The following is a 22337-nucleotide window of genomic DNA, read 5'->3' on the forward strand; positions in this document are numbered from 1 at the left end:
GAGCGAGAAGATGAATAGCATTTTATTAGCGCTCCAATTTTTCACATCGCTACCTGTTCATAAGGAGCTACCGCTAGGAAAAAAAGAAGTATCTGGCATGTACATCGCCCTGCCGTTCGTCGGCGGGGGAATCGGTCTACTACTAGCGGGCGTTGCCTATATTACGAGTGATTTCAATAGTTTCCTTGCGGCGGTATTCATTTTGCTAGCGGGACTCATTGCCACTGGCGGCTTGCATGTAGACGGTTTTGCCGATCTTGGCGATGCATTCTTTTCCTATCAAGATCGTGAAAAACGTCTGACCATCATGGATGACCCGCGACTCGGGGCATTCGGCACGTTGTCGTTACTCGTTTTACTCTGTTTGAAAATCGGTTTATTCATTGAAATTTTACAGCTTGTAAACGGCTGGGCGTTGCTTATGGCAGTGCCGATTCTCTCTCGCGCGGCTTTAGTAGGATATTATACAGTAACGAAAACTGCCAAACCGAGTGGCATTGCGTACTATTTCAAACAACATTTCTTGCCGGGGCGGATGCTTGTTGCATCGAGTGCGATCAGCCTAGTGACGATTGTTTTGTTAAGTATTCAATTACGCTCCATAGTATTAATCCCCATCATGCTACTCGTCATCTGCTTGTCGATCTGGCTTTATCATCGCTGGACGATCAAACATTTTGGCGGTGTCACTGGGGATCTATGTGGAGCATTCATTGAAGGAATGGAGGTGCTTTTATGGCTCGTCCTTATCGTATATTTCTCGTTCGGCATTTAAAGACGACGGCGAATGCACAGAAGATCTATTGTGGGTGGACGGATAGCGAATTGGTTTCTCTAGAAGGCGAGGCCATTGAATTTCCAGTAGCTGTCCAACATGTAGTGGGAAGTGATTTGATCAGAACGCGTCAAACAGCGGCCATTTATTTTCCGCAAATAGACTTTACGGCTGATCCGCGCTGGCGGGAATGTAATTTCGGCGACTTTGAAGAGCGGACATATGATCAATTGAAAAATGACCCCGACTATCGCAACTGGCTAGATGATTCGTGGAACACACCACCGCGTAATGGAGAAACATTGCAACAAGTTAAGTCACGGGTGCTGGATGCATTAGCTGAACTACCGAATGAAGCGGTCGTCGTGACGCATGGCGGCGTGATTCGAGTAGTGCTCGATACATTCACACAAGACCAATATTCATTTTGGGACTGGGACGTAACGAACGGCTCCATCTGGCAACTCGAATGGGCTAGCGAAGAAGAATTCAAGGAGGGGAAGCCATGCACGTCTTTATCGGCGGTGCCTATAACGGCAAAACGGACTATGTGAGACGTTGGATTGGCGATTCGGCGGCAAGTTTCTGTACAATGGATACAGCAGCAACCGCTAAACCCGGTGAATCACTCATCATTACCGATTTAGATGAGTGGCTGATGACTACAGACATAACAGAATCAGAAGCTAGCAACGCAGTACACGAAATCAGCGGACCGAACACCGTCTTTATTTTGACGGAAATTGGGCGGGGTATTGTCCCGTTTGATGCACAGCAAAGAGAACTTCGCGATCGCTGTGGCCGTTTATACCAGCAATTATTCACAGAAGCAACAACTGTCACAAGAATTTGGTATGGTATACCTCACACAATCAAAGGAGTGAAGTGAAATGAAAATCTATACGAAGACTGGCGATAAAGGAACGACAAGTTTAATTGGTGGACGCGTCGCAAAAGATGACTTGCGCGTCGAAGCATACGGCACAATCGATGAACTGAATTCATTCATCGGTAAAGCTATGACGGAACTTGACGGTGAAAAGTTTGCAGATATCCTAACTGATCTTGAAACGATTCAAAATGAATTGTTCGATGGTGGCGGTGACTTAGCGAACGTCATGAAAGAGCGTCACTACAAGCTCGACGAAGAACCTGTCACAGTTCTTGAAAACCGAATCGATAAGCTAATGGAAGAAGCGCCTGAACTAGAACGCTTCATCCTACCGGGTGGCTCACCAGCAGCTGCGACATTGCACATCGCGCGCACTGTCACACGCCGCGCTGAACGCGTAACCGTCACACTGATGAACGCAGCAGACGACGTATCACCGGTTGTTGGACGCTACTTGAACCGTCTATCGGACTACTTATTCGTAGCGGCACGCATCGTCAACGCTCGACTAGGTATTTCAGACAATGAATATGTCCGCAGTGCAAAAGTATTCCGCACGAATGAGAAAAAAGAGAAGTGATCATAGGTAAACAGGGCCCCTGGTTGGACTAGGGGCCCTGTTTTTTTGTGGTGTGGTGCTCAAAGTGTCCGCGTATCCGCTCAATGTTGAGGCTTAAGTGCTCAATGTCGAGGCCCAAGCGCTCAAAGTTTCTGCGTGTCCGCTCAATGTCGAGGCCCAAGCGCTCAATGTTTCTGCGTGTCCGCTCAATGTCGAGGCCAAAGCGCTCAAAGTGTCTGCGTGTCCGCTCAATGTCGAGGCCAAAGCGCTCAAAGTGTCTGCGTGTCCGCTCAATGTCGAGGCCCAAGCGCTCAATGCGTCCGCGAATCCGCTCAATGTCGAGGCCAAAGCGCTCAAAGTGTCTGCGAATCCGCTCAATGTCGAGGCCCAAGCGCTCAATGCGTCCGCGAATCCGCTCAATGTCGAGGCCAAAGCGCTCAACACGTCCGCGTCTCCGCTCAATGTCAAGGTCTAAGCGCTCAATACACCCGCGTATCCGCTCAATCGCCCCGCACATCCACACAACCCCATCAACCCCGAATCACCTCATACAACTCTGTAAACTCCCGCTTGCTCAAAATCTTCGGCACAGGATACAATGGATTCGCTTCCGCTGACGCGCGTTTCACCATCAGTGGAATATCTTCACCCATAATCCCATCCACCTGCTCGGGAATATTCATCGCATGATTCAACGCCCGAATTTCCTCGATGAACTTCTCTGCTTTCATGGGCTTCGTATCCGAATGACTGGTAATACCAATTAAATCAGCCAACTCAGAAAGTGGTTCATACACACATTCGCCGTAATACTCGAGTACGTGCGGCAAAATAATCGCATTCGCTAATCCGTGCGGCACATTATAAAATCCGCCCAGCGTGTGTGCAATGGCATGGACATTGCCGACATACGCCCTTGTAAATGCTTTGCCGGCTAAATAAGAAGCGCGTTGCATATTCGTTCGCGCAGTCAAATTATCTCCATTGCGATAGGCTTCATATAAATTGGAGAACACGAGTCGTACGACTTCACGGCTATCGTTCCACGTTTCTTTCGTATTACTGTTGCCAATATATGCTTCGACTGCATGGGTTAACGCATCGATTCCAGTAGCCGCCGTAATCGCTGGCGGCAATTTCATCGTTAACAATGGATCGAGCACAGCGTAGTGGGGGATCAACGACGTATCACTGATTGCATACTTCTCATGCGTCTCACTGTTCGTCACGACTGCAGCTAGCGTCGCTTCACTTCCGGTTCCTGCCGTCGTCGGTACGGTGAACAACGTGGGGATTCGCTTGCGCACATGGAATAAACCTTTCATTTCAGGAATTTGTTTCTCGGGTCTCGCAATTCTGGCACCCACCGCTTTTGCGCAATCAATCGGGGAACCGCCACCGAACGCAATGAGTGCTTCGCAATCATTCGCTACGTACAAACCACGTGCTTCTTCAATGTTGATGATCGTAGGATTCGCGACAGTTTGGTCATACACTAAGTAGTTAATGCCGAGTGAATTGAGCCCGACTAGCATGACGTCGAGTAAGCCGAGTTTGGCAATTTCGCGATCTGTAATAATGAGCACACTACGTATTCCAAGACTTTTCACTTTTCCTGCAAGGCCTTCCAAACTACCAGGCCCGACTAACAGCTCAGGCTCTCTCCAAGGTAAAAAATTCATTCCGACTTTGAACCCTTTTTGAACTGAGCGCGCATATAATCGATACATAGTAAAACCCCTTTCCAATGCTAGCAACACATTATGAAAACGTTATCATGAAATGACTATATTTACTATAATAAAATAAGAATATTCTAATTTATTCAATAATGATATACTAAATGTATCTTGGGTAAATTTTCATGAATGTAGAACAATTTTACATCTAATCTAGAGTCAGAAATTAAATCAGCAGTTCGATAAAGCCTATACTAGCAGCTTTAGATGAGTGAATTATTACAATAAATAAATGATTGCTTGACAAAAAGACCTTTCAACCATAGTTAGAAAATAAAAAATAAACTTTCAAAAACAGTTGACTGAATGATCATTCATTATTACACTATACATAGAATATAATTGAAAGCGGTTTCTCAAAGGGAATCTCAAGTAGAAGAAATGGAAGGGGAATAAGAGATGAATATACTACTCATCGCAAACTGGATTTTATTTGTAGCAGTCGTCGTATACGGCTTTGGTCTATTCCTATACTTATTAAAAACTCGCTACGAATTCATCCGACTGGGGAGAAAAGAAGAATTCGATAACGACGTCAAAGCGCGTCTGAAGAAAATTTGGGTGTACGTATTTGGACAAAAGAAACTATTGAAAGATAAAAAGAGTGGGGCCATCCACGTCATGTTCTTCTATGGTTTCCTACTCGTTCAATTTGGGGCAATCGACCTCATCTGGAAAGGCTTAAAACCGGGATCACATCTGCCACTTGGCCCGTTGTATCCGGCATTTACATTCTTCCAAGAGATTGTCGTATTCGTCATCCTAGTAGCGGTTGTATGGGCATTCTACCGTCGCTACATGGAAAAGCTAGTTCGTCTAAAGCGCGGCTGGAAATCAGGTTTAGTTCTTATATTCATTGGACTCCTCATGCTCTCCACACTAGTCGCAAACGGCGCGAACATGATTTGGCATAATGAAGGCACAACATGGACAGAGCCAATGGCATCGATCATCGCAACGGTATTTAGCGGTGTTCCGACAGGCGTAGCCGTCACGATATTCTTTATCGGCTGGTGGGTGCACTTACTGACATTGCTGACGTTCCTGGTGTATGTACCACAATCTAAGCACGCGCACTTGATCGCAGGTCCAGCAAACGTGTATTTCCATCGCTTGGATCACGCTGGTCGTTTGAAGCCTATCGATTTTGAGGCGCTGGAAGAAATTGAAGACGAAGAAGATATGCCGCCACTTGGTGTAGGCAAGATCACCGACTTCACACAAGCGCAAATGATCGACTTCTATGCATGTGTAGAATGTGGACGCTGTACGAATATGTGTCCGGCAACAGGTACAGGTAAAATGCTGTCACCGATGGACTTGATCACGAAACTTCGTGACCACCTGACAAACACAGGAGCAATCATGACGAAGCAACAGCCGTGGGTACCTCAACTCATGTTTAAAAACTCACAAGGAAATCAATTGGCGCTCGCTGCTACGGCAGAAGGAATGACAATGGATGAACTATACAATCCTTCATTGATCGGCGATGTCATCACAGAAGAAGAGATCTGGGCATGTACGACGTGCCGTAACTGTGAAGACCAGTGTCCGGTAATGAATGAACACGTAGATAAAATTATCGACCTTCGTCGTTATCTTGTGATGACGGAAGGGAAGATGGATCCGGATGCACAGCGCGCGATGACAAACATCGAACGTCAAGGTAATCCATGGGGCCTTAACCGTAAAGAGAAAGAAAACTGGAGAGATGCACGTCCAGACTTGCACATCCCAACAGTGAAAGAAGCGAAGAAAGCTGGAGAAGACTTCGAATACTTACTATGGGTTGGTTCTATGGGCGCGTTTGATAACCGCTCACAGAAAATCGCTTTATCGTTCGCACATTTATTGAATGAAGCAGGGGTAAGCTTCGCGATTCTTGGTAACAAAGAGAAGAACTCCGGAGATACACCACGTCGTCTAGGAAATGAATTCTTATTCCAAGAGCTCGCAACAGCGAATATCGCCGAATTTGAAAAAGCGGATGTTTCAAAAATTGTTACGATTGATCCGCACGCATACAATATCTTCAAAAATGAATACCCAGATTTCGGTCTGCAAGTCATCGTAAAACACCATACCGAGTTGCTTCACGAACTGGTTATGTCAGGCAAACTAGTACCGAAACATGCAATCGATGAAGTGATCACGTTCCACGATTCATGTTACTTAGGCCGCTACAACGATGTCTACGATCAGCCAAGAGAAATCCTTAAAGCGATTCCAGGCGTTCAGTTGGTAGAAATGGAACGTAACCGCGAAGACGGCATGTGCTGTGGAGCGGGTGGCGGTATGATGTGGATGGAAGAAGACGCAGGCCAGCGCGTCAACGTCGCACGAACTGAACAAGCGCTTGAAGTCAGCCCGGGAATCATTTCATCTGGCTGTCCGTATTGCTTGACGATGTTATCAGACGGAACGAAAGCTGTTGAAGTCGAAGAACAAGTCGGCACATACGATATTGCTGAACTATTAGAACGCTCGATCTTTGGCGAACACCAAACGATCGCTGAACCTGAAGTAGAAGAAGTGATAGAAGAAACAGTAGTTGTGGAACAAGTAGTAGAGTCGGAAGAAGTGATGTCAGAGCCTGAGTTAGCTGTAACGGTTGAAACAGAGGATGAAACACCGAAAAACGACGACGGAAAACAGAATTAAAATTATTGCGAATATCGTGTCAATACCGTACAATTAAGATATCTAAAGCGCTAACAATTGAATGAACTATAAATAAGAGGGGCTATGCACCCTCTTATTTAGTAGTAAGATATCGAGCGAGCGTTCAGTCAGTAAACTACTAGGGGGAATGGGAAAATGAGAACAGTGATTTTACAAGGTGCTAGAACACCATTTGGGAAATTAAGCGGGGCATTGCAATCGAAAACAGCAAGTGATCTAGGCGGTATTGCTATCAAAGAAGCGTTGGCACGTGCTGGCGTACAAGGTGATCAAGTGGACGAAGTCATCATGGGGACTGTTTTACAAGCAGGGCAAGGCCAGATTCCTTCACGTCAAGCAGCTGTCAAAGGCGGCATTCCGTATGGCGTCAAAACTGAAACGATTAACAAAGTATGCGCTTCCGGAATGCGCAGTATCACACTAGCTGATCAGCTGATCCGTCTTGGGGATGAGACAACGATCGTCGCTGGTGGGATGGAATCAATGACTAACGCACCGTATTACGCAAATGTCCGTTCAGGCTTGAAAATGGGCGATAGCACATTGGTTGATGGCATGATTTATGATGGACTGACGTGTTCATTCTCTGAAGGCAATGTCCACATGGGCACATACGGAAACAGTACAGCAAATGACTTTTCTGTAAGCCGTGAAACGCAGGATGAATGGTCACTACGTAGTCATGAGCGCGCGCTTGCAGCGATCGATAACGGATTGTTCGCAGAAGAAATCGTTGGCGTTAGCGTTCCACAACGTAAAGGTGATCCAATCGTTGTGACAGAAGATGAAGGCCCACGTAGAGGCAGCTCACTTGAAGCGTTGGCGAAACTCCGTCCGGCTTTCGGTAAAGACGGAAGTGTCACAGCAGGAAACGCACCCGGCATCAACGACGGTGCATGTGCTGTGGTGTTAATGAATGAAGAGGAAGCGAAGAAGCAAGGCAAAGAACCGCTTGCTATTATTCTAGGTCACGCGGAAGTAGCTATCGAACCGGAACGATTCCCTGAAACACCAGGTCATGTCATCAAGGCGTTACTTGAGAAAACAGGAAAAACGGCAGACGACATCGATCTATATGAAATCAATGAAGCATTTGCAGTCGTTGCGCTTGCAAGCTCACAAATCGCTGGACTAGACGAAGAAAAAGTCAACGTCAATGGTGGCGCAGTTGCACTAGGACACCCGATCGGTGCAAGTGGAGCGCGTGTCGTTCTGACACTGGCGAATGAATTAAATCGTCGCGGTGGTGGAATCGGGATCGCAGCAATCTGTTCAGGTGGCGGCCAAGGCGATGCGATCATGATCGAAGTACCAAAAACTAACTGACCGGGGGCATTCCAGATGACAATTGAAAAAGTATTCGTGATCGGTGCAGGGCAAATGGGCGGAGGAATTGCTCAAGTCTGCGCGCAGGCAGGCTATCAAGTAACCCTTCATGATCTCAATGAAGAAGCATACGACCGAGGTTTTGCAGTCATCACAAAGAACTTAGAACGCAACGTGGAAAAAGGACGCATGACAGAGGAAGAGAAACAAGCAGTCCTAGGTCGTTTCACGAAATCACTAGATATGCAAAATGCCAAAGATGCCGACATCGTCATCGAAGCGGCAGTTGAAAATATGGCAATCAAAACGAAAATCTTCGCAGAGCTAGATGAAATCACACCAGAACATACGATTTTGGCAACGAACACATCTTCGTTACCCATCACGGAAATCGGTGCAGCGACTAAACGTCCAGGAAAAGTGATCGGCATGCACTTCATGAATCCAGTACCGGTCATGAAGCTTGTCGAAGTCATCCGCGGACTCGCGACAGATGATGATGTCTACGAAGCAGTTGAAGAGATGACGAAGAAACTCAATAAAACACCAGTTGAAGTGAATGACGCACCAGGATTTGTTGCGAACCGCGTCTTGATGCCGATGATCAACGAAGCCATCTTCACATTATACGAAGGGGTCGCAACGAAAGAAGCGATTGACGACGTCATGAAAATGGGAATGAATCATCCAATGGGTCCTCTGCAACTAGCAGATTTCATTGGACTCGATACATGTCTGTACATTATGGAAACATTGTATGAAGGATTCGGCGACTCGAAATATCGTCCATGCCCGTTGTTGCGTAAATACGTCAAAGCAGGTTGGTACGGCAAGAAAACAGGCCGCGGTTTTTATTCATACGAATAAATGAATTAAGTTGAAAGCAAGAGGTGAAAAGGATGGATTTTACATTAACAGAAGAACAACAAATGATGCGCCAAATGGTTCGTGACTTTGCAAAGAACGAGATCGAGCCTTGGATACCCCGGATGGAAGATGGGGAGTTTCCACGTGAACTACTAGAGAAAATGGGCGAACTTGGATTGATGGGAATTACAGCGCCTGAACAATATGGAGGTTCAGAGATGGACTTCCTGTCATATATCATCGCGATTCACGAACTATCGAAAGTCAGCGCCGTCATGGGCGTCGTGTTGTCTGTCCATACTTCTGTTGGAATGAATCCAATCCTTTACTTCGGTACGGATGAACAAAAAAATCGGTACTTGCCGAAAATGGCATCCGGTGAATACCTCGGTGCATTCTGTCTGACAGAAGCATCGTCCGGTTCAGACGCAGGTTCATTGAAAACGAAAGCGAAGCGAGTCGACGACCATTACGTGATCAACGGCTCCAAAATGTTCATTACAAATGGCGGGGAAGCGGACGTCTACATCGTCTTTGCTAACACGGCTCCTGAAAAAGGAACGTATGGTATCACTGCATTCATCGTCGACCGAGATACGCCGGGATTATCCATAGGCAAAGACGAAAAGAAAATGGGCCTTCACGGCTCACGAACCGTCGCGCTCAGCTTCGACAATATGAAAGTGCCAGTGGAAAATAGATTGGGTGAAGAAGAAGGCGGCTTCAAAATCGCCATGGCCAACCTCGACGTTGGCCGAATCGGTATCGCGGCTCAAGCACTAGGCATAGCAGAAGCCTCACTCGAAGCCTCAGTTGCCTATGCAAAAGAACGCGAACAATTCGGCAAACCAATCGCAGCTAACCAAGGAATAGGCTTCAAACTAGCCGACATGGCCACCGCAACAGAAGCGGCCCGACTACTAGTCTACCGCGCAGCGTGGCTACGTTCAGAAGGCAAACCATGCGGCAAAGAAGCCTCCATGGCCAAACTATTTGCATCTCAAGCAGCCGTAGACAACTCCATAGAAGCCGTCCAAGTATTCGGCGGTTACGGCTATACCAAAGACTACCCAGTAGAACGCTACTTCCGCGACGCCAAAGTATGCCAAATCTACGAAGGCACAAGCGAAATTCAAAAAGTAGTCATCGCCAAACACCTCACAAACTAAAGGTAGAAGCGCTTAGGGGAGCGCATGGCGCGGTTAGCACAAACTACGGCTGTGAGTGATTCACAACAACTTAATAATTTAATGATGTAAGTTTGCTTCAACAAGTTATAAGTAGGGATTGGAGTGGAAGACAGGGCGACTCCGGGAGGATCAGCGTGCGCCTTGAGACCCTGGACTGAACGCAGTGAGGGAAGCGGCTCAAGCCACGCCCTCCGGAAAGCGTCCCTGTCTGGAACTCCAATCCCCAAACCACAAGCCTAACTTAAGCTTTAGCAATTTCATTCATTAATCAAACAAACAAAAGGGTGGGAGAACAATGGACTTTAAATTATCAGAAGAACATGAAATGATCAGAAAAATGGTACGCGACTTTGCACAAAAAGAGGTAGCACCAACAGCAGCACAACGAGACGAAGACGAAACATTCGACATGGACATCTTCCACAAGATGGCCGAACTCGGACTCACAGGCATTCCATGGCCAGAAGAATACGGCGGCATCGGCAGCGACTTCCTAGCCTACGTCATCGCAGTAGAAGAACTATCCCGTGTCTGCGCATCTACAGGCGTCGTCTTGTCTGCACACACATCTCTAGCAGGATGGCCACTATTCAAATACGGCAACGAAGAACAAAAACAAAAATACTTACGTCCACTTGCAGAAGGTTCAAAGATGGGGGCATACTGTTTAACAGAGGCAGGCTCAGGATCAGACGCAGGCGGCATGAAAACTACAGCAAAGCTTGACGGTGACGACTACGTGCTAAACGGCTCGAAAATCTTCATCACAAATGGCGGAATTGCTGACACATATATTGTCTTCGCTGTAACGGATCCGGAATCCAAACATAAAGGAACAAGCGCATTCATTGTAGAAAGCACATTCGAAGGATTCTCTGTAGGTAAGAAAGAGAAGAAGATGGGCATTCGTTCATCTCCAACAACGGAAGTCGTACTAGATAACTGTCGCGTACCGAAAGAAAATCTTCTTGGAGAAGAAGGCGACGGATTCATTATCGCAATGAAAACGCTCGATGGCGGACGTAACGGAATTGCTGCTCAAGCAGTAGGAATTGCACAAGGCGCACTTGACGCTGCAGTCGACTACTCAAAAGAACGTGTACAATTCGGTAAGCCAATCGTAGCCAATCAAGGCATTAGCTTTAAACTAGCGGATATGGCGACAGCGACAGAAGCTTCTCGTCTATTGACATACCAAGCTGCATGGCTCGAATCGAACGACCTGCCGTACGGTAAAGCATCTGCTATGGCGAAATTAATGGCTGGTGACACAGCAATGAAAGTAACAACAGAAGCAGTTCAAGTATTTGGCGGCTACGGGTATACAAAAGATTATCCGGTAGAGCGCTATATGCGTGACGCGAAAATCACGCAAATCTATGAAGGTACACAAGAAATTCAACGTCTCGTCATTTCTCGTATGTTGACGAAATAACAGGAGGTCTATGCAATGCCCAAACATGAAGTGAAATCTACCGTCAAAGATGAAGAACTTATTCAGAAGCGACGTGCACAAATTAGCCGGGGCGCTGTGAAATTGTTTATCGATAAAGGATTCCACAGGACGACTACACGTGAAATCGCCAAAGAAGCAGGCTTCAGTATTGGCACACTATACGAGTATATCCGGACAAAAGAAGACGTCCTGTATCTCGTCTGTGACAATATTTATAATGAAGTCAAAGTTCGTTTATCTGAGCTCGATAACAATGACAACACGGTAGAAGGGCTACGTGTGGCGATTGCACGGTATTACGAAGTCATCGATCAAATGTCAGATGAATTCCTCGTCATGTACCAGGAGTCGAAGTCGTTACCGAGCGAAGCGCTTCGTTACGTACTCACTAAAGAACTGGAAATGGTCGAGCAATTTGAAATCATCATTCGTAAATGCATGGAAACAGGAAATCTACGCATCGGACCGGATGAAGTATCATTGACCGCACACCACATCCTCGTATCTGGCCAAATGTGGTCATTCAGAAGATGGGCGTTGCGCAAACAATATACGTTAGAGCGCTATACGAAAGTACAAACTGATCAAATTATCAAAGGTGTAGAGAAGTAAATAACTTGCGGACTCCGCCATGAAAATCTTCGTGGCGGTGGTCGGCATGTACGGAAGGTGGAAGGCTAATGGGGACTGAAGAAATTTATAAACCGAAACACCATATTCGTTTCGTGACGGCATCGAGTTTATTCGACGGGCATGATGCATCAATCAATATCATGCGAAGAATATTACAGGCAACCGGAGCGGAAGTTATTCATCTCGGACATAATCGATCTGTTGAGGAAGTTGTAAACGCTGCCATTCAAGAAGATGTGCAAGGAATCGCTATGTCATCCTATCAAGGTGGGCATGTGGAGTATTTCAAATACATGCATGACTTGCTGAAGGAAAGAGGCGCTTCCCATATTAAAATATTCGGCGGTGGTGGAGGAGTCATCATCCCGAAAGAAATTAAAGAGTTACATGATTACGGCATCGAATGGATCTTTTCACCGGAAGACGGTCGGAAACTAGGTCTACAAGGTATGATCAATAAAATCATGGAACTATCGGATTTCTCCACGACTCCCGAAAGCGAAGAAGCCAATCTGGAACAACTGACAGCCGAAACGCCAGGGATCTTAGCCAATTTAATCACGTATGTAGAAGAAAAACATTTGAATAAGGATGACGCAACGGAGCAATTACTCGATCATGCACGCTCTATGTCCAAACATACGCCAGTACTCGGCATCACAGGGACAGGTGGAGCAGGTAAAAGTTCATTGACGGATGAATTAATTCGTCGCTTCTTGCGTGAATTCCCCGATAAAAGAGTAGCGATACTTTCCGTAGATCCAACGAAGCAAAAAACAGGCGGAGCGTTACTTGGTGACCGGATTCGCATGAATGCGATCTTCAATAACCGTGTCTACATGCGTAGTTTGGCAACGCGCGGATCACGTTCAGAGCTGACAACGGCTATCCACGATGTACTCGATGTCACGAAAGCAGCGGGCTATGACTTAATCATTGTAGAGACGAGCGGAATTGGGCAAGGGGATGCGCGCATTACAGATGTCTCTGATGTTTCGATGTACGTCATGACGAGTGAATTCGGTGCGCCGACACAACTTGAGAAAATTGACATGATCGATTTTGCTGACTTAATTGTTATCAATAAGTTTGAACGCAAAGGTTCAGAAGATGCTTTGATTCAAGTGCGCAAACAGTATCAGCGTAGCCATTTATTATTTGATAACGAATTAGAAACGATGCCTGTTTACGGTACGATTGCGAGCCAGTTTAACGATAAAGGCACCAACACTCTTTTCGCAGCGCTAGTTGAAAAAATCAACAACGTAACCGATTCGGATTGGACGACAAGCTATACTGAATTCGTGACGAATCAAAAACAAACCGTAATTATTCCACCTGACCGTAGCCATTATTTGCGTGAAATCGCATCGACTATCCGTAACTATCATGCGAAATCTAAAGAGCAAGCAGAATTGGCACGTCGCGTGTTCCAACTTGAAGGTGCGATTGAAGCGGTAAAAGAAGCAGATTCCAATGAAGCGTTACTAGATTCATTGAATAGCTTGAAAGAAGGCGTAGAAGAGCAATTAACGAGCGAATCCAAACGTACATTGAAAAACTGGGAACCTTTGAGAGAGTCGTATCAGCAAGATGAATTTGTTGTGAAAATCCGCGACAAAGAAATTCGTACGACACTTAATACGGTTAGTCTATCTGGCTTGAAAGTTCCGAAAGTAGTCTTGCCGCAATACAAAGACTATGGAGAAATTCTACGCTTTGTCTACAGCGAGAACGTTCCTGGTTCATTCCCGTATACTGGAGGCGTTTTCCCATTCAAACGTGAAGGGGAAGATCCACGCCGTCAGTTCGCTGGAGAAGGGACGCCTGAACGTACGAATCGTCGTTTCCACTACGTATCAAAAGATGACGATGCGAAGCGTTTATCAACAGCTTTTGACTCTGTCACATTATACGGAGAAGATCCTGATGAGCGTCCTGATATCTACGGAAAAGTCGGTGAGTCTGGTGTAAGTATTTGTACACTCGAAGATATGAAAAAGCTTTATGACGGTTTCGACTTGTGTTCACCTATGACGTCCGTATCTATGACAATTAATGGACCCGCACCGATTATCCTAGCGATGTTCATGAACGCAGCGGTCGATCAGCAAGTACGTAAAAAAGAAGAAGAGCTTGGACGCACACTTACTGTCGAGGAGTTTACTGAAGTACGTGAAATGACATTCCAAACAGTTCGTGGAACGGTTCAAGCAGATATCCTGAAAGAAGACCAAGGGCAAAATACATGTATCTTCTCTACGGAATTCGCATTGCGTCTAATGGGCGATATCCAACAGTATTTCATTGATAAAAAAGTGCGTAATTACTATTCTGTATCCATTTCCGGCTATCATATCGCAGAAGCAGGATCGAATCCGATTTCCCAGCTAGCGTTCACGCTCGCAAACGGCTTCACGTATGTGGAATATTACTTGAGCCGCGGCATGCATATCGATGACTTTGCACCGAACCTGTCATTCTTCTTCTCGAATGGCCTTGATCCGGAATATACGGTAATCGGTCGCGTCGCACGTCGCATTTGGGCGATTACGATGCGTGATAAATACGGAGCGAATGAACGCAGTCAAAAGTTGAAATACCATATCCAAACATCTGGCCGTAGTTTACATGCGCAAGAAATTGATTTCAACGACATTCGCACAACTTTGCAAGCATTGATGGCACTGCAAGATAACTGTAACTCGTTGCACACGAATGCCTACGACGAAGCCATTACGACACCGACAGAAGAATCTGTTCGTCGTGCGATGGCGATCCAGATGATCATCATGAAAGAACACGGTTTGTCGAAAAACGAAAACCTACTTCAAGGGGCTTACATCATCGAAGAAATGACAAGTCTCGTAGAAGAAGCGGTATTACAAGAATTCGATCGCCTAAACGACCGTGGCGGCGTACTGGGTTCTATGGAAACGCAGTACCAGCGTGGCAAGATCCAGGAAGAATCGATGTATTATGAAATGAAAAAGCACTCAGGTGAGCTACCGATCATCGGCGTCAACACGTACTTGAATCCGAATCCTCCGTCTGAAGAGGATATCGACAATATGGAATTGGCGCGTGCGACACAGGAAGAAAAAGAGTCACAAATTATCAACTTGCGCGCATTCCAAGCTAAACATGCTGACGAAGCAGAGCAAGCGCTTGCGGATCTTCAGGAAGTGGCGATTACAGGCGGCAACGTCTTCGCTGAACTGATGAAGACTGTGCGAGTCGCTAGTCTTGGTCAAATTACCAATGCGCTTTACGAAGTAGGCGGGCAGTACCGCCGTAATATGTAATTGCATCTCAAAGGGGATGTCACAGAAGCCATCACTTCTGACGGCATCCTCTCTTTTTCATGGGGATAAATTCAAAGTCAAAGGCAAAGTCAGAGTGTAGGTGCATGGGCTAAGTGCATGGGATTGCAACTCCAGCTGGGGACGCTTTCCGAAGGGCGTGGCTTGAGCCAAGCGAACAGCGAAGGGTTCGCTTTGCCTTAATTTCTGTGTACTTTACAGAAATTAAGGCATCTGTCCAGGGTCTCGAACTCACGCTTATCCTCCCGGAGTCGCCCCAGCTTCCGTTGCAATCCTTACGTAGAGAGTTGGATGATGTAGAGTATTCACTGGCTATGTGGTGTGAATTATTGTTGTCTTTGAACTTAATTAAGTTCAGGTGCTGAATAGATTAGGAAACTGTCTTCATAAGTCACAATATGTGCCACACATTGTCGCTAGTGCGTGAAATAGTAATGTCTCTAGCAATAGTTAAGTTTAAGGCCAGAGTGAGTGCAAATGATAGGTACTAAACCAGTCACACACACCGCTTCAATGAGCAACAAGAAGTGGCACCCACTCTCTTTGCAAGGGATTGGCGTGTAGGAGGGGCGACTCCTAGAGGATCAGTTCGACAGGTGAGACAACCAAAGAGAGCAAAGCGAACTGGTTGGCTCACCGCGGACCCTCAGGAAAGCGTCCCCTCCGAAGCGCCAATCCCCACCCCAACAGCCATTCCAGCTACTCTATCTCAAGTATCCTATGAAACCTAATTCATTTCGTAAAATTCATACCCCGTCAAAGTGGATAATTTAGTAAGTTAGTCAGTATAATAAGAAGAACAAGGAAAAGGGACGTGCTGAATGTGAGATGGTACTATCATGCAATCATAATAGCTCTCTTAATTACACTCACACTCATCTTCTACAACAGCGGACTCGGCGTAATCCCCTTCACCTTTGCGGCGGTCTATCTGGGGTATTTGACCATTACTGAGTATAGAAATATAAAGAGAAGTAAAAGAATGTAGCATATTGGTAGAAATAACGTATATAATGTACACTATGCTTATATGCTACAAGATAAAAAACGTCGATCGGCCAAATCATTAACTGACTTGGTCGGTTCCGCGTGTGATTGATAGAAGAAAGGACGTGCCATACATTGAATATCCATGACATGACAAAAGAAGAACTTTTGGAAGAATCGTTAATCAACATTACGCACCAAGTACTGACAGAGCGACGTGAATCTCTCACGTTGGCGGAATTGATGGAAGAGTTCCGTAAACTTACAGGTGTAAGCGAGAAAGAATTGAAAGCGAAAATGCTTCAGTTTTATACAGACTTGAACATCGATGGCAGATTCCTTGCAATCCAGGACAACCGTTGGGGCTTACGCGAATGGTATCCAGTCGATCAGATCGAAGAAGAAACGGCGCCAGTCGTAAAAGTACGCAAGAAGAAAAAGAAGAAAAAAGATTATGACGAAGATGATATTGAAGAAGAAGATGATGACGAAGAAATCTTCGATGAAGAATACGTTGAACTTGGCGAAGAAGATGACGCAGACGATGAAGAAGAGGAAGAAGAGGAAGTAGTCGGACTCGAGGAAGATTTAATCGATCCTGACGACGACCTAGAAGTAATTCCTGAAGTAGAACTCGATATCGATGAAGAAGATGAAGAGGACGAAGAGGAAGACGATGAGTACGAGGAAGAGAAATAATTGGACTTGACTTTTAGTGCCCAAAAATATAAGATTTGGATGGGCTCCTGAAAAGGACACATAAATTCGTGTATACGCGCTCCTTATTGTAGTTACGCTACAAACGGGGCGCTTTTTTGATTTTGTATCGACCCTAATAGCTCGGAAAAAGAATAAATGGAGGCACTACACATGACAAAATATATTTTCATTACAGGCGGCGTCGTCTCTTCTTTAGGTAAAGGTATCAACGCGGCATCACTCGGACGTTTACTTAAAAACCGTGGTTTGAAAGTGACGAACCAAAAATTCGATCCATACATCAATATCGATCCACGCATGATGAGCCCGTACCAGCACGGGGAAGTTTTCGTAACGGAAGACGGAGCGGAAACGGATCTTGATATCGGTCACTACGAGCGTTTTATCGACATCGAATGTAACCGTTACTCCAACGTAACAATGGGGAAAGTCTATGATCTAGTATTGCGCAAAGAACGCGCTGGTGAATACAACGGTGCAACAGTTCAAGTAATCCCTCATATTACCAATGAAATTAAAGAATTGATTAAACGTGCAGGGCAAACATTAAACGCAGATGTCGTCATTACAGAAATCGGTGGAAGCGTAGGGGATATCGAATCATTGCCTTATCTTGAAGCCATTCGTCAGTTGAAAACAGATCTTGCGAAAGATGACGTGATGTACATCCACAACACGCTCATTCCATATTTGCATGCGGCTGGTGAAATGAAAACGAAGCCGACGCAACACAGTGTAAAGGAATTGCGTAGTCTTGGAATTCAGCCGAACATGATCGTTGTGCGAAGCGAATATCCAGTGCCACAAGAAATGAAAGACAAGATTGCGTTATTCTGTAACATCAAATCAGAAGAAGTAATCGAAGCACTTGATGCGGAAACATTATACGAAGTACCTCTTCGTTTGCATGAACAAAACATGGACCAATTAGTTGTGGATTACCTAGGTCTTGAAACACCACAGCCTGAACTTTCTGAAGTGGAAGAACTAGTGAAGTTGGTTAAATCACTGAAAGAAACAGTGAAAATCGGTCTAGTTGGTAAGTATGTAGAATTACAAGATGCATACATTTCCGCAGTAGAAGCTATGCGTCACGCTGGATACGCTTTCGATGCAGACATCGACATTAAGTGGATCAATTCGGCAGATGTGACAAAAGAAAACGTTGCAGAACTTCTCGGAGACGTAGATGGTATTCTTGTACCAGGTGGTTTCGGAGATCGTGCAATCGACGGTAAAATTGAAGCAATCACGTATGCACGTGAACAGAAGATTCCATTCTTTGGTATCAGTTTAGGTTTGCAGTTAGCGGCTACTGAAATCGCACGTAACGTCATCGGGTTGAAAACAGCTCATTCACTGGAGTTCGACACAGAGACTGAGCACCAAATTACGACATTCCACCCAGATTGCCGCACAGCACGCGAAGCAGACAGCACATTGCGTCTAGGCGCTTATCCGTGTAAAGTAGCTGAAAACACGAAGGCTTCTGCTGCATATGGCGAGGAGTTAGTGTACGAGCGTCATCGCCACCGTTATGAAATGAACTTGGCATATCGTGCGCAGTTGGAAGAGGCAGGATTCATCGTTTCTGGAATTAGCCCAGACGGTCGCTTAATCGAAATTATGGAGATGCCGGACCATCCATATTTCGTGGCTTGCCAGTTCCACCCAGAATTCGCATCCCGTCCAAATCGTCCATCACCACTAATCCGCGACTTCATCCGCGCGGCGCTTGAGCATAAAAACTAAAAAGTATGCCCACAGAAGATCTTTCTTCTGTGGGCATTTTTGACTTTGGATATTTAGAATCTTTGTAGAAGTAAGGGATAGTTTGAGAGTGCGAGGGGATGGAAGCTCCAGCTGGCGGACGCTTTCCCATGGGCTCTCGGTGAGCCAACCAGGTCGCAAGCTTCCTTTTGGTTGTCTCTCCTTTCGAGCTGATCCTGCGGGAAGAGCCGTAACGAAGGACGGCTTTTGCGAGTAAAAGCGAAGCGTTAGGAGCACATCTTTGCACTTCGCCCCCCAGCTTCCGCTTCCATCCTACGTTGATAGTGGGGGTACCTAGATCACTCACTGTAGGTAATGTGTGATGTATTGTTCTGTCTTCACTTATTTAGATTCAAGTACTGAAGTTCAAAATGGATTGCAACACTGACTTTAATGTCTAACAAAAAGTATCATCCACTCGCATTGCAAGGGATTGGAGCGGCAGGCGGCGACTCGGGGAGGATCAGTGGGACAGGTGAAACACCCAGCGAGCGAAGCGAAGGGGTGTGGTTCACCGCCCACCCTCCCGAACGCGTCCGCCTAGAGCGCAAATCCCTCACCCCAACACCATTGCCAGCTTACAGTTCGTCATCCTCATCCGCCAACATATCATCAATCGACAGCTTCACTGCTTCGTATACAAACAACGCAGCAAGCGCGTGGGGCTGGACGATTCTTTCGCCAGTAGGACCCGGAATTAGACCCTTTTTCAAACCTGTCGAGATATACGTATACGCAAGAGCTGCGAGTTCATTGTCGTCATCTTCCTTATCCGCAGCTATCACAGCAAACGGGATGAACTGATCAGCGAGCTCGCGTGCTAGCTCAAGTGCAACGGGATGATCTGCCTTTCGCACAAGCAACCAGACGCGATCCGCAGTCGTCAATTCCAACTCTTTTGTGTAGCGAATCGCACCATCTAACGGTTCGACACCATCCAGTGCAGTCGCAGTAACAGCTTCTAATTCATCAAAAGCTGCCAAGACAATTCGTCCTTCGCCTACTAAAGCTTGCGCCAATAAACGAGCAGTTTCTTCCATCGATTCTTCTTGACCTTCTGCAATTCTCTCCAGAAGACCTCTAATTTGTGTAGTCAACATTTTCACGAAAATCCCTCCAAAAGCTCAGTATAGGTCAGAAAAGAAAGAAGTGCAAAATAGTTGGCGAAAAAAAGAGGAGTTGTTTGAATTTTCTAGAATAACAGTATATATACAGATAGAATAGAGAAATAGAAGTACACATAATTTTTCTGAAAATTTAATTTTACTATATACGTATAATAATAGTCGGGTTATAATGAAGGAATAAATTCAAACATGGAAAAAATAGGTGATGGGGGATATGAGGATGAAGCATTTATTAATTGTAGATGACCAGCCAGGGATACGGTTATTACTGGAGGAAATCTTCAAACCAACCGGAATAATGATAGCGCTTGCATCAAATGGAAAAGAAGCGTTAGAAATAGTTCGAAAACAGAATCCGGACTGTGTTTTACTTGATATGAAGATGCCGGGCATGAATGGCGTCGAAGTGCTAAGAGAAATCCGAACCATCTCACCTGAAGCAATTGTTATGATGATGACGGCGTACAGTGAAATAGAATTGCTCAATGATGCCGATAAACTAGGTATCGATCAGCACTTCACCAAGCCGTTTGATATATTCGAAGTGCGTGATAGTGTATTAAGAAGGTTAGAGCTACTGGACGTCTGATAGTAGTAATCAGCGCATGAATTTGATATGCTAGTGGTAGAAATTAATATAATAAAAACACATAAAAATTCGTGGGAAACTCAAGGAGGAATTTTATATGCCACTGGTCTCGATGAAGGAAATGATGATTCAAGGTAAAGAGCAAGGATATGCAATTGGTCAATTCAACCTGAATAACTTGGAATATACGCAAGCGATCTTACAAGCTGCTGAAGAAGAGAAATCACCTGTTATTTTAGGTGTTTCAGAAGGCGCTGCACGTTATATGGGCGGATTTAAAACAGTCGTTATGATGGTCAAAGGATTAATGGAAGACTTCGGTACGACGGTGCCAGTAGCGATTCATTTAGATCACGGCTCAAGCTTTGAGAAGTGTAAAGAAGCGATCGAAGCAGGCTTCACTTCTGTTATGATCGATGCATCTTCTAAGCCACTTGAAGAAAACATTGAAATCACGAAAAAAGTGGTAGATTACGCAAAGCTACATAATGTATCAGTAGAAGCTGAACTTGGCGTAGTAGGCGGTCAGGAAGACGACATCATCGCAGACGGTGTTATTTATGCAGATCCGGCTGAATGTAGAGAGCTTGTAGAAAAGACAGGCATCGATTGTCTAGCACCTGCACTTGGTTCTGTACACGGCCCGTATAAAGGCGAACCGAATCTTGGGTTTGAAGAAATGGAAGAAATTTCAAAGCAAGGAGATATTCCACTCGTGTTGCACGGCGGTACAGGCATTCCGACGAAGGATATAAAGCGTGCTATTTCACTTGGTACGTCTAAAATTAACGTCAACACAGAAAATCAAATTCAAGGTACAAAAGCTGTACGCGAAATCTTGAACGAAGATTCCGAAGTGTATGATCCACGTAAATTCCTTGGACCAATGCGCGAAGCGATCAAAGCAACAGTGGTCGATAAAATGCGTGAGTTCGGCAGTTCAAAGCAAGCGTAATTACAGAATTTCGATAGAACAAAGGGGGAGCGCAATATGTCTCCTTCTTTTGTTTTTTAGCTAAATGAATAAATACAACTAGGGGGACAACATACGTGAAGTTTTTTATAGATACAGCCAATTTTGAGGAAATTAAAGAAGCACATAGCTGGGGGATTATTTCTGGTGTTACAACCAACCCATCGCTTGTCGCGAAAGAAAACATTTCATTCCATGACCGCTTGAAAGAAATTACGGCACTCGTACCTGGTTCTGTCAGTGCGGAAGTTATCGCTCTGGATGCAGAAGGTATGATTGAAGAAGGACGTAAACTTGCAGCACTTGCAGAAAACATTACGGTGAAACTACCAATGACACCTGAAGGCTTGAAAGCTTGTTCAGTATTTTCAGCAGAAGGAATCAAAACAAACGTCACTCTCGTTTTCAGTGCTAATCAAGCATTGCTTGCAGCACGTGCAGGCGCGACATACGTTTCACCATTCATCGGACGTTTGGATGACATTGGCCAAAATGGTGTCGAATTAATCGAAACGATTTCAGATATCTTCACAATTCACGACTTGGATACACAAATCATCGCAGCTTCCATCAGACACCCACAGCATATTACAGCTGCAGCACTTGCAGGAGCACATATTGCGACAACTCCATTCAACGTACTTCAGAGTCTGTTTGCACACCCATTGACAACTAAAGGAATCGATCAGTTTTTGAAAGACTGGGAAACTAGAACGAATAAGTGAT

General features: G+C 45.4%; 19 protein-coding genes. 17 read left to right on the forward strand and 2 right to left on the reverse strand.

What is annotated here, in order from left to right:
* Positions 1–10: 10 nt before the first annotated feature.
* From cobS to CSV64_RS16645, 5 genes are all read left to right on the forward strand, one after another.
* Positions 11–775 (forward strand): adenosylcobinamide-GDP ribazoletransferase, encoded by a 765-nt coding sequence (cobS, locus tag CSV64_RS07725; RefSeq protein ID WP_099634608.1) that lies wholly within the window; start codon positions 11–13, stop codon positions 773–775.
* Positions 736–1329, forward strand: a complete 594-nt coding sequence (locus CSV64_RS07730; RefSeq protein ID WP_099634607.1) for a histidine phosphatase family protein — start codon at positions 736–738, stop codon at positions 1327–1329. Before cobS ends, CSV64_RS07730 begins: the two co-directional genes overlap by 40 nt.
* The gene (locus CSV64_RS07735) at positions 1281–1664 is read left to right on the forward strand and encodes a bifunctional adenosylcobinamide kinase/adenosylcobinamide-phosphate guanylyltransferase (protein WP_099634606.1); all 384 of its coding nucleotides are present in this window, start codon (positions 1281–1283) and stop codon (positions 1662–1664) included. The genes CSV64_RS07730 and CSV64_RS07735 overlap by 49 nt, the downstream gene beginning before the upstream one ends.
* Before the next feature lies 1 nt (position 1665).
* On the forward strand, positions 1666–2247 hold the full coding sequence (locus tag CSV64_RS07740) for a cob(I)yrinic acid a,c-diamide adenosyltransferase (RefSeq protein WP_099634605.1): 582 nt from the start codon (positions 1666–1668) through the stop codon (positions 2245–2247).
* A 97-nt stretch (positions 2248–2344) separates the two neighbouring features.
* Positions 2345–2701, forward strand: a complete 357-nt coding sequence (locus CSV64_RS16645) for a hypothetical protein (RefSeq protein ID WP_099634604.1) — start codon at positions 2345–2347, stop codon at positions 2699–2701.
* Positions 2702–2756: 55 nt separating this feature from the next.
* On the opposite strand, the gene CSV64_RS07750 is transcribed toward CSV64_RS16645, so the two are convergent.
* Complete coding sequence (locus tag CSV64_RS07750) at positions 2757–3956, reverse strand: iron-containing alcohol dehydrogenase (RefSeq protein ID WP_099634603.1); 1200 nt, start codon at positions 3954–3956, stop codon at positions 2757–2759.
* A gap of 408 nt (positions 3957–4364) precedes the next feature.
* Here CSV64_RS07750 and CSV64_RS07755 point away from each other — a divergent pair, with 408 nt between their 5' ends.
* From CSV64_RS07755 to CSV64_RS07805, 9 genes are all read left to right on the forward strand, one after another.
* The gene (locus CSV64_RS07755; protein WP_099634602.1) at positions 4365–6629 is read left to right on the forward strand and encodes a (Fe-S)-binding protein; all 2265 of its coding nucleotides are present in this window, start codon (positions 4365–4367) and stop codon (positions 6627–6629) included.
* A 156-nt stretch (positions 6630–6785) separates the two neighbouring features.
* Positions 6786–7976, forward strand: coding sequence for an acetyl-CoA C-acetyltransferase (locus CSV64_RS07760; RefSeq protein ID WP_099634601.1), 1191 nt, complete (start codon positions 6786–6788; stop codon positions 7974–7976).
* A 15-nt stretch (positions 7977–7991) separates the two neighbouring features.
* Entirely contained in the window at positions 7992–8843 is an 852-nt protein-coding gene (locus tag CSV64_RS07765; protein ID WP_099634600.1) for a 3-hydroxybutyryl-CoA dehydrogenase, read from the forward strand.
* A gap of 32 nt (positions 8844–8875) precedes the next feature.
* Positions 8876–10012: an acyl-CoA dehydrogenase gene (locus CSV64_RS07770; RefSeq protein WP_099634599.1), complete on the forward strand. Its 1137-nt coding sequence runs from the start codon at positions 8876–8878 to the stop codon at positions 10010–10012.
* 316 nt (positions 10013–10328) lie between these two features.
* Positions 10329–11468, forward strand: coding sequence for an acyl-CoA dehydrogenase (locus tag CSV64_RS07780; protein WP_083034930.1), 1140 nt, complete (start codon positions 10329–10331; stop codon positions 11466–11468).
* A 15-nt stretch (positions 11469–11483) separates the two neighbouring features.
* Positions 11484–12101, forward strand: a complete 618-nt coding sequence (locus CSV64_RS07785; protein ID WP_099634597.1) for a TetR/AcrR family transcriptional regulator — start codon at positions 11484–11486, stop codon at positions 12099–12101.
* Between the two features lie 68 nt (positions 12102–12169).
* Complete coding sequence (gene icmF, locus CSV64_RS07790) at positions 12170–15427, forward strand: fused isobutyryl-CoA mutase/GTPase IcmF (RefSeq protein WP_099634596.1); 3258 nt, start codon at positions 12170–12172, stop codon at positions 15425–15427.
* Between the two features lie 1140 nt (positions 15428–16567).
* A complete protein-coding gene (gene rpoE, locus CSV64_RS07800) occupies positions 16568–17131 on the forward strand; it encodes a DNA-directed RNA polymerase subunit delta (RefSeq protein WP_099634595.1) in 564 nt (187 codons plus the stop codon).
* A gap of 171 nt (positions 17132–17302) precedes the next feature.
* Positions 17303–18904 (forward strand): CTP synthase, encoded by a 1602-nt coding sequence (locus CSV64_RS07805; protein WP_099634594.1) that lies wholly within the window; start codon positions 17303–17305, stop codon positions 18902–18904.
* A gap of 596 nt (positions 18905–19500) precedes the next feature.
* Here the strand turns inward: CSV64_RS07805 and CSV64_RS07810 are convergent.
* Positions 19501–20022 carry a DUF2529 family protein gene (locus CSV64_RS07810; protein WP_099634655.1) on the reverse strand — a complete coding sequence of 174 codons (522 nt, stop codon included), beginning with the start codon at positions 20020–20022 and terminating at the stop codon, positions 19501–19503.
* Positions 20023–20269: 247 nt separating this feature from the next.
* Between CSV64_RS07810 and CSV64_RS07815 the strand changes: the two genes are divergently transcribed.
* From CSV64_RS07815 to fsa, 3 genes are all read left to right on the forward strand, one after another.
* Positions 20270–20638 carry a response regulator gene (locus tag CSV64_RS07815; RefSeq protein ID WP_099634593.1) on the forward strand — a complete coding sequence of 123 codons (369 nt, stop codon included), beginning with the start codon at positions 20270–20272 and terminating at the stop codon, positions 20636–20638.
* Positions 20639–20735: 97 nt separating this feature from the next.
* Entirely contained in the window at positions 20736–21593 is an 858-nt protein-coding gene (locus CSV64_RS07820; protein WP_099634592.1) for a class II fructose-bisphosphate aldolase, read from the forward strand.
* A 95-nt stretch (positions 21594–21688) separates the two neighbouring features.
* Positions 21689–22336, forward strand: a complete 648-nt coding sequence (gene fsa / locus CSV64_RS07825) for a fructose-6-phosphate aldolase (RefSeq protein WP_099634591.1) — start codon at positions 21689–21691, stop codon at positions 22334–22336.
* The last annotated feature ends 1 nt before the right edge of the window (position 22337 follow it).

The sequence above is a fragment of the Sporosarcina sp. P32b genome (genome assembly GCF_002743335.1).
In the GTDB taxonomy this organism is placed as follows: Bacteria; Bacillota; Bacilli; order Bacillales_A; family Planococcaceae; genus Sporosarcina.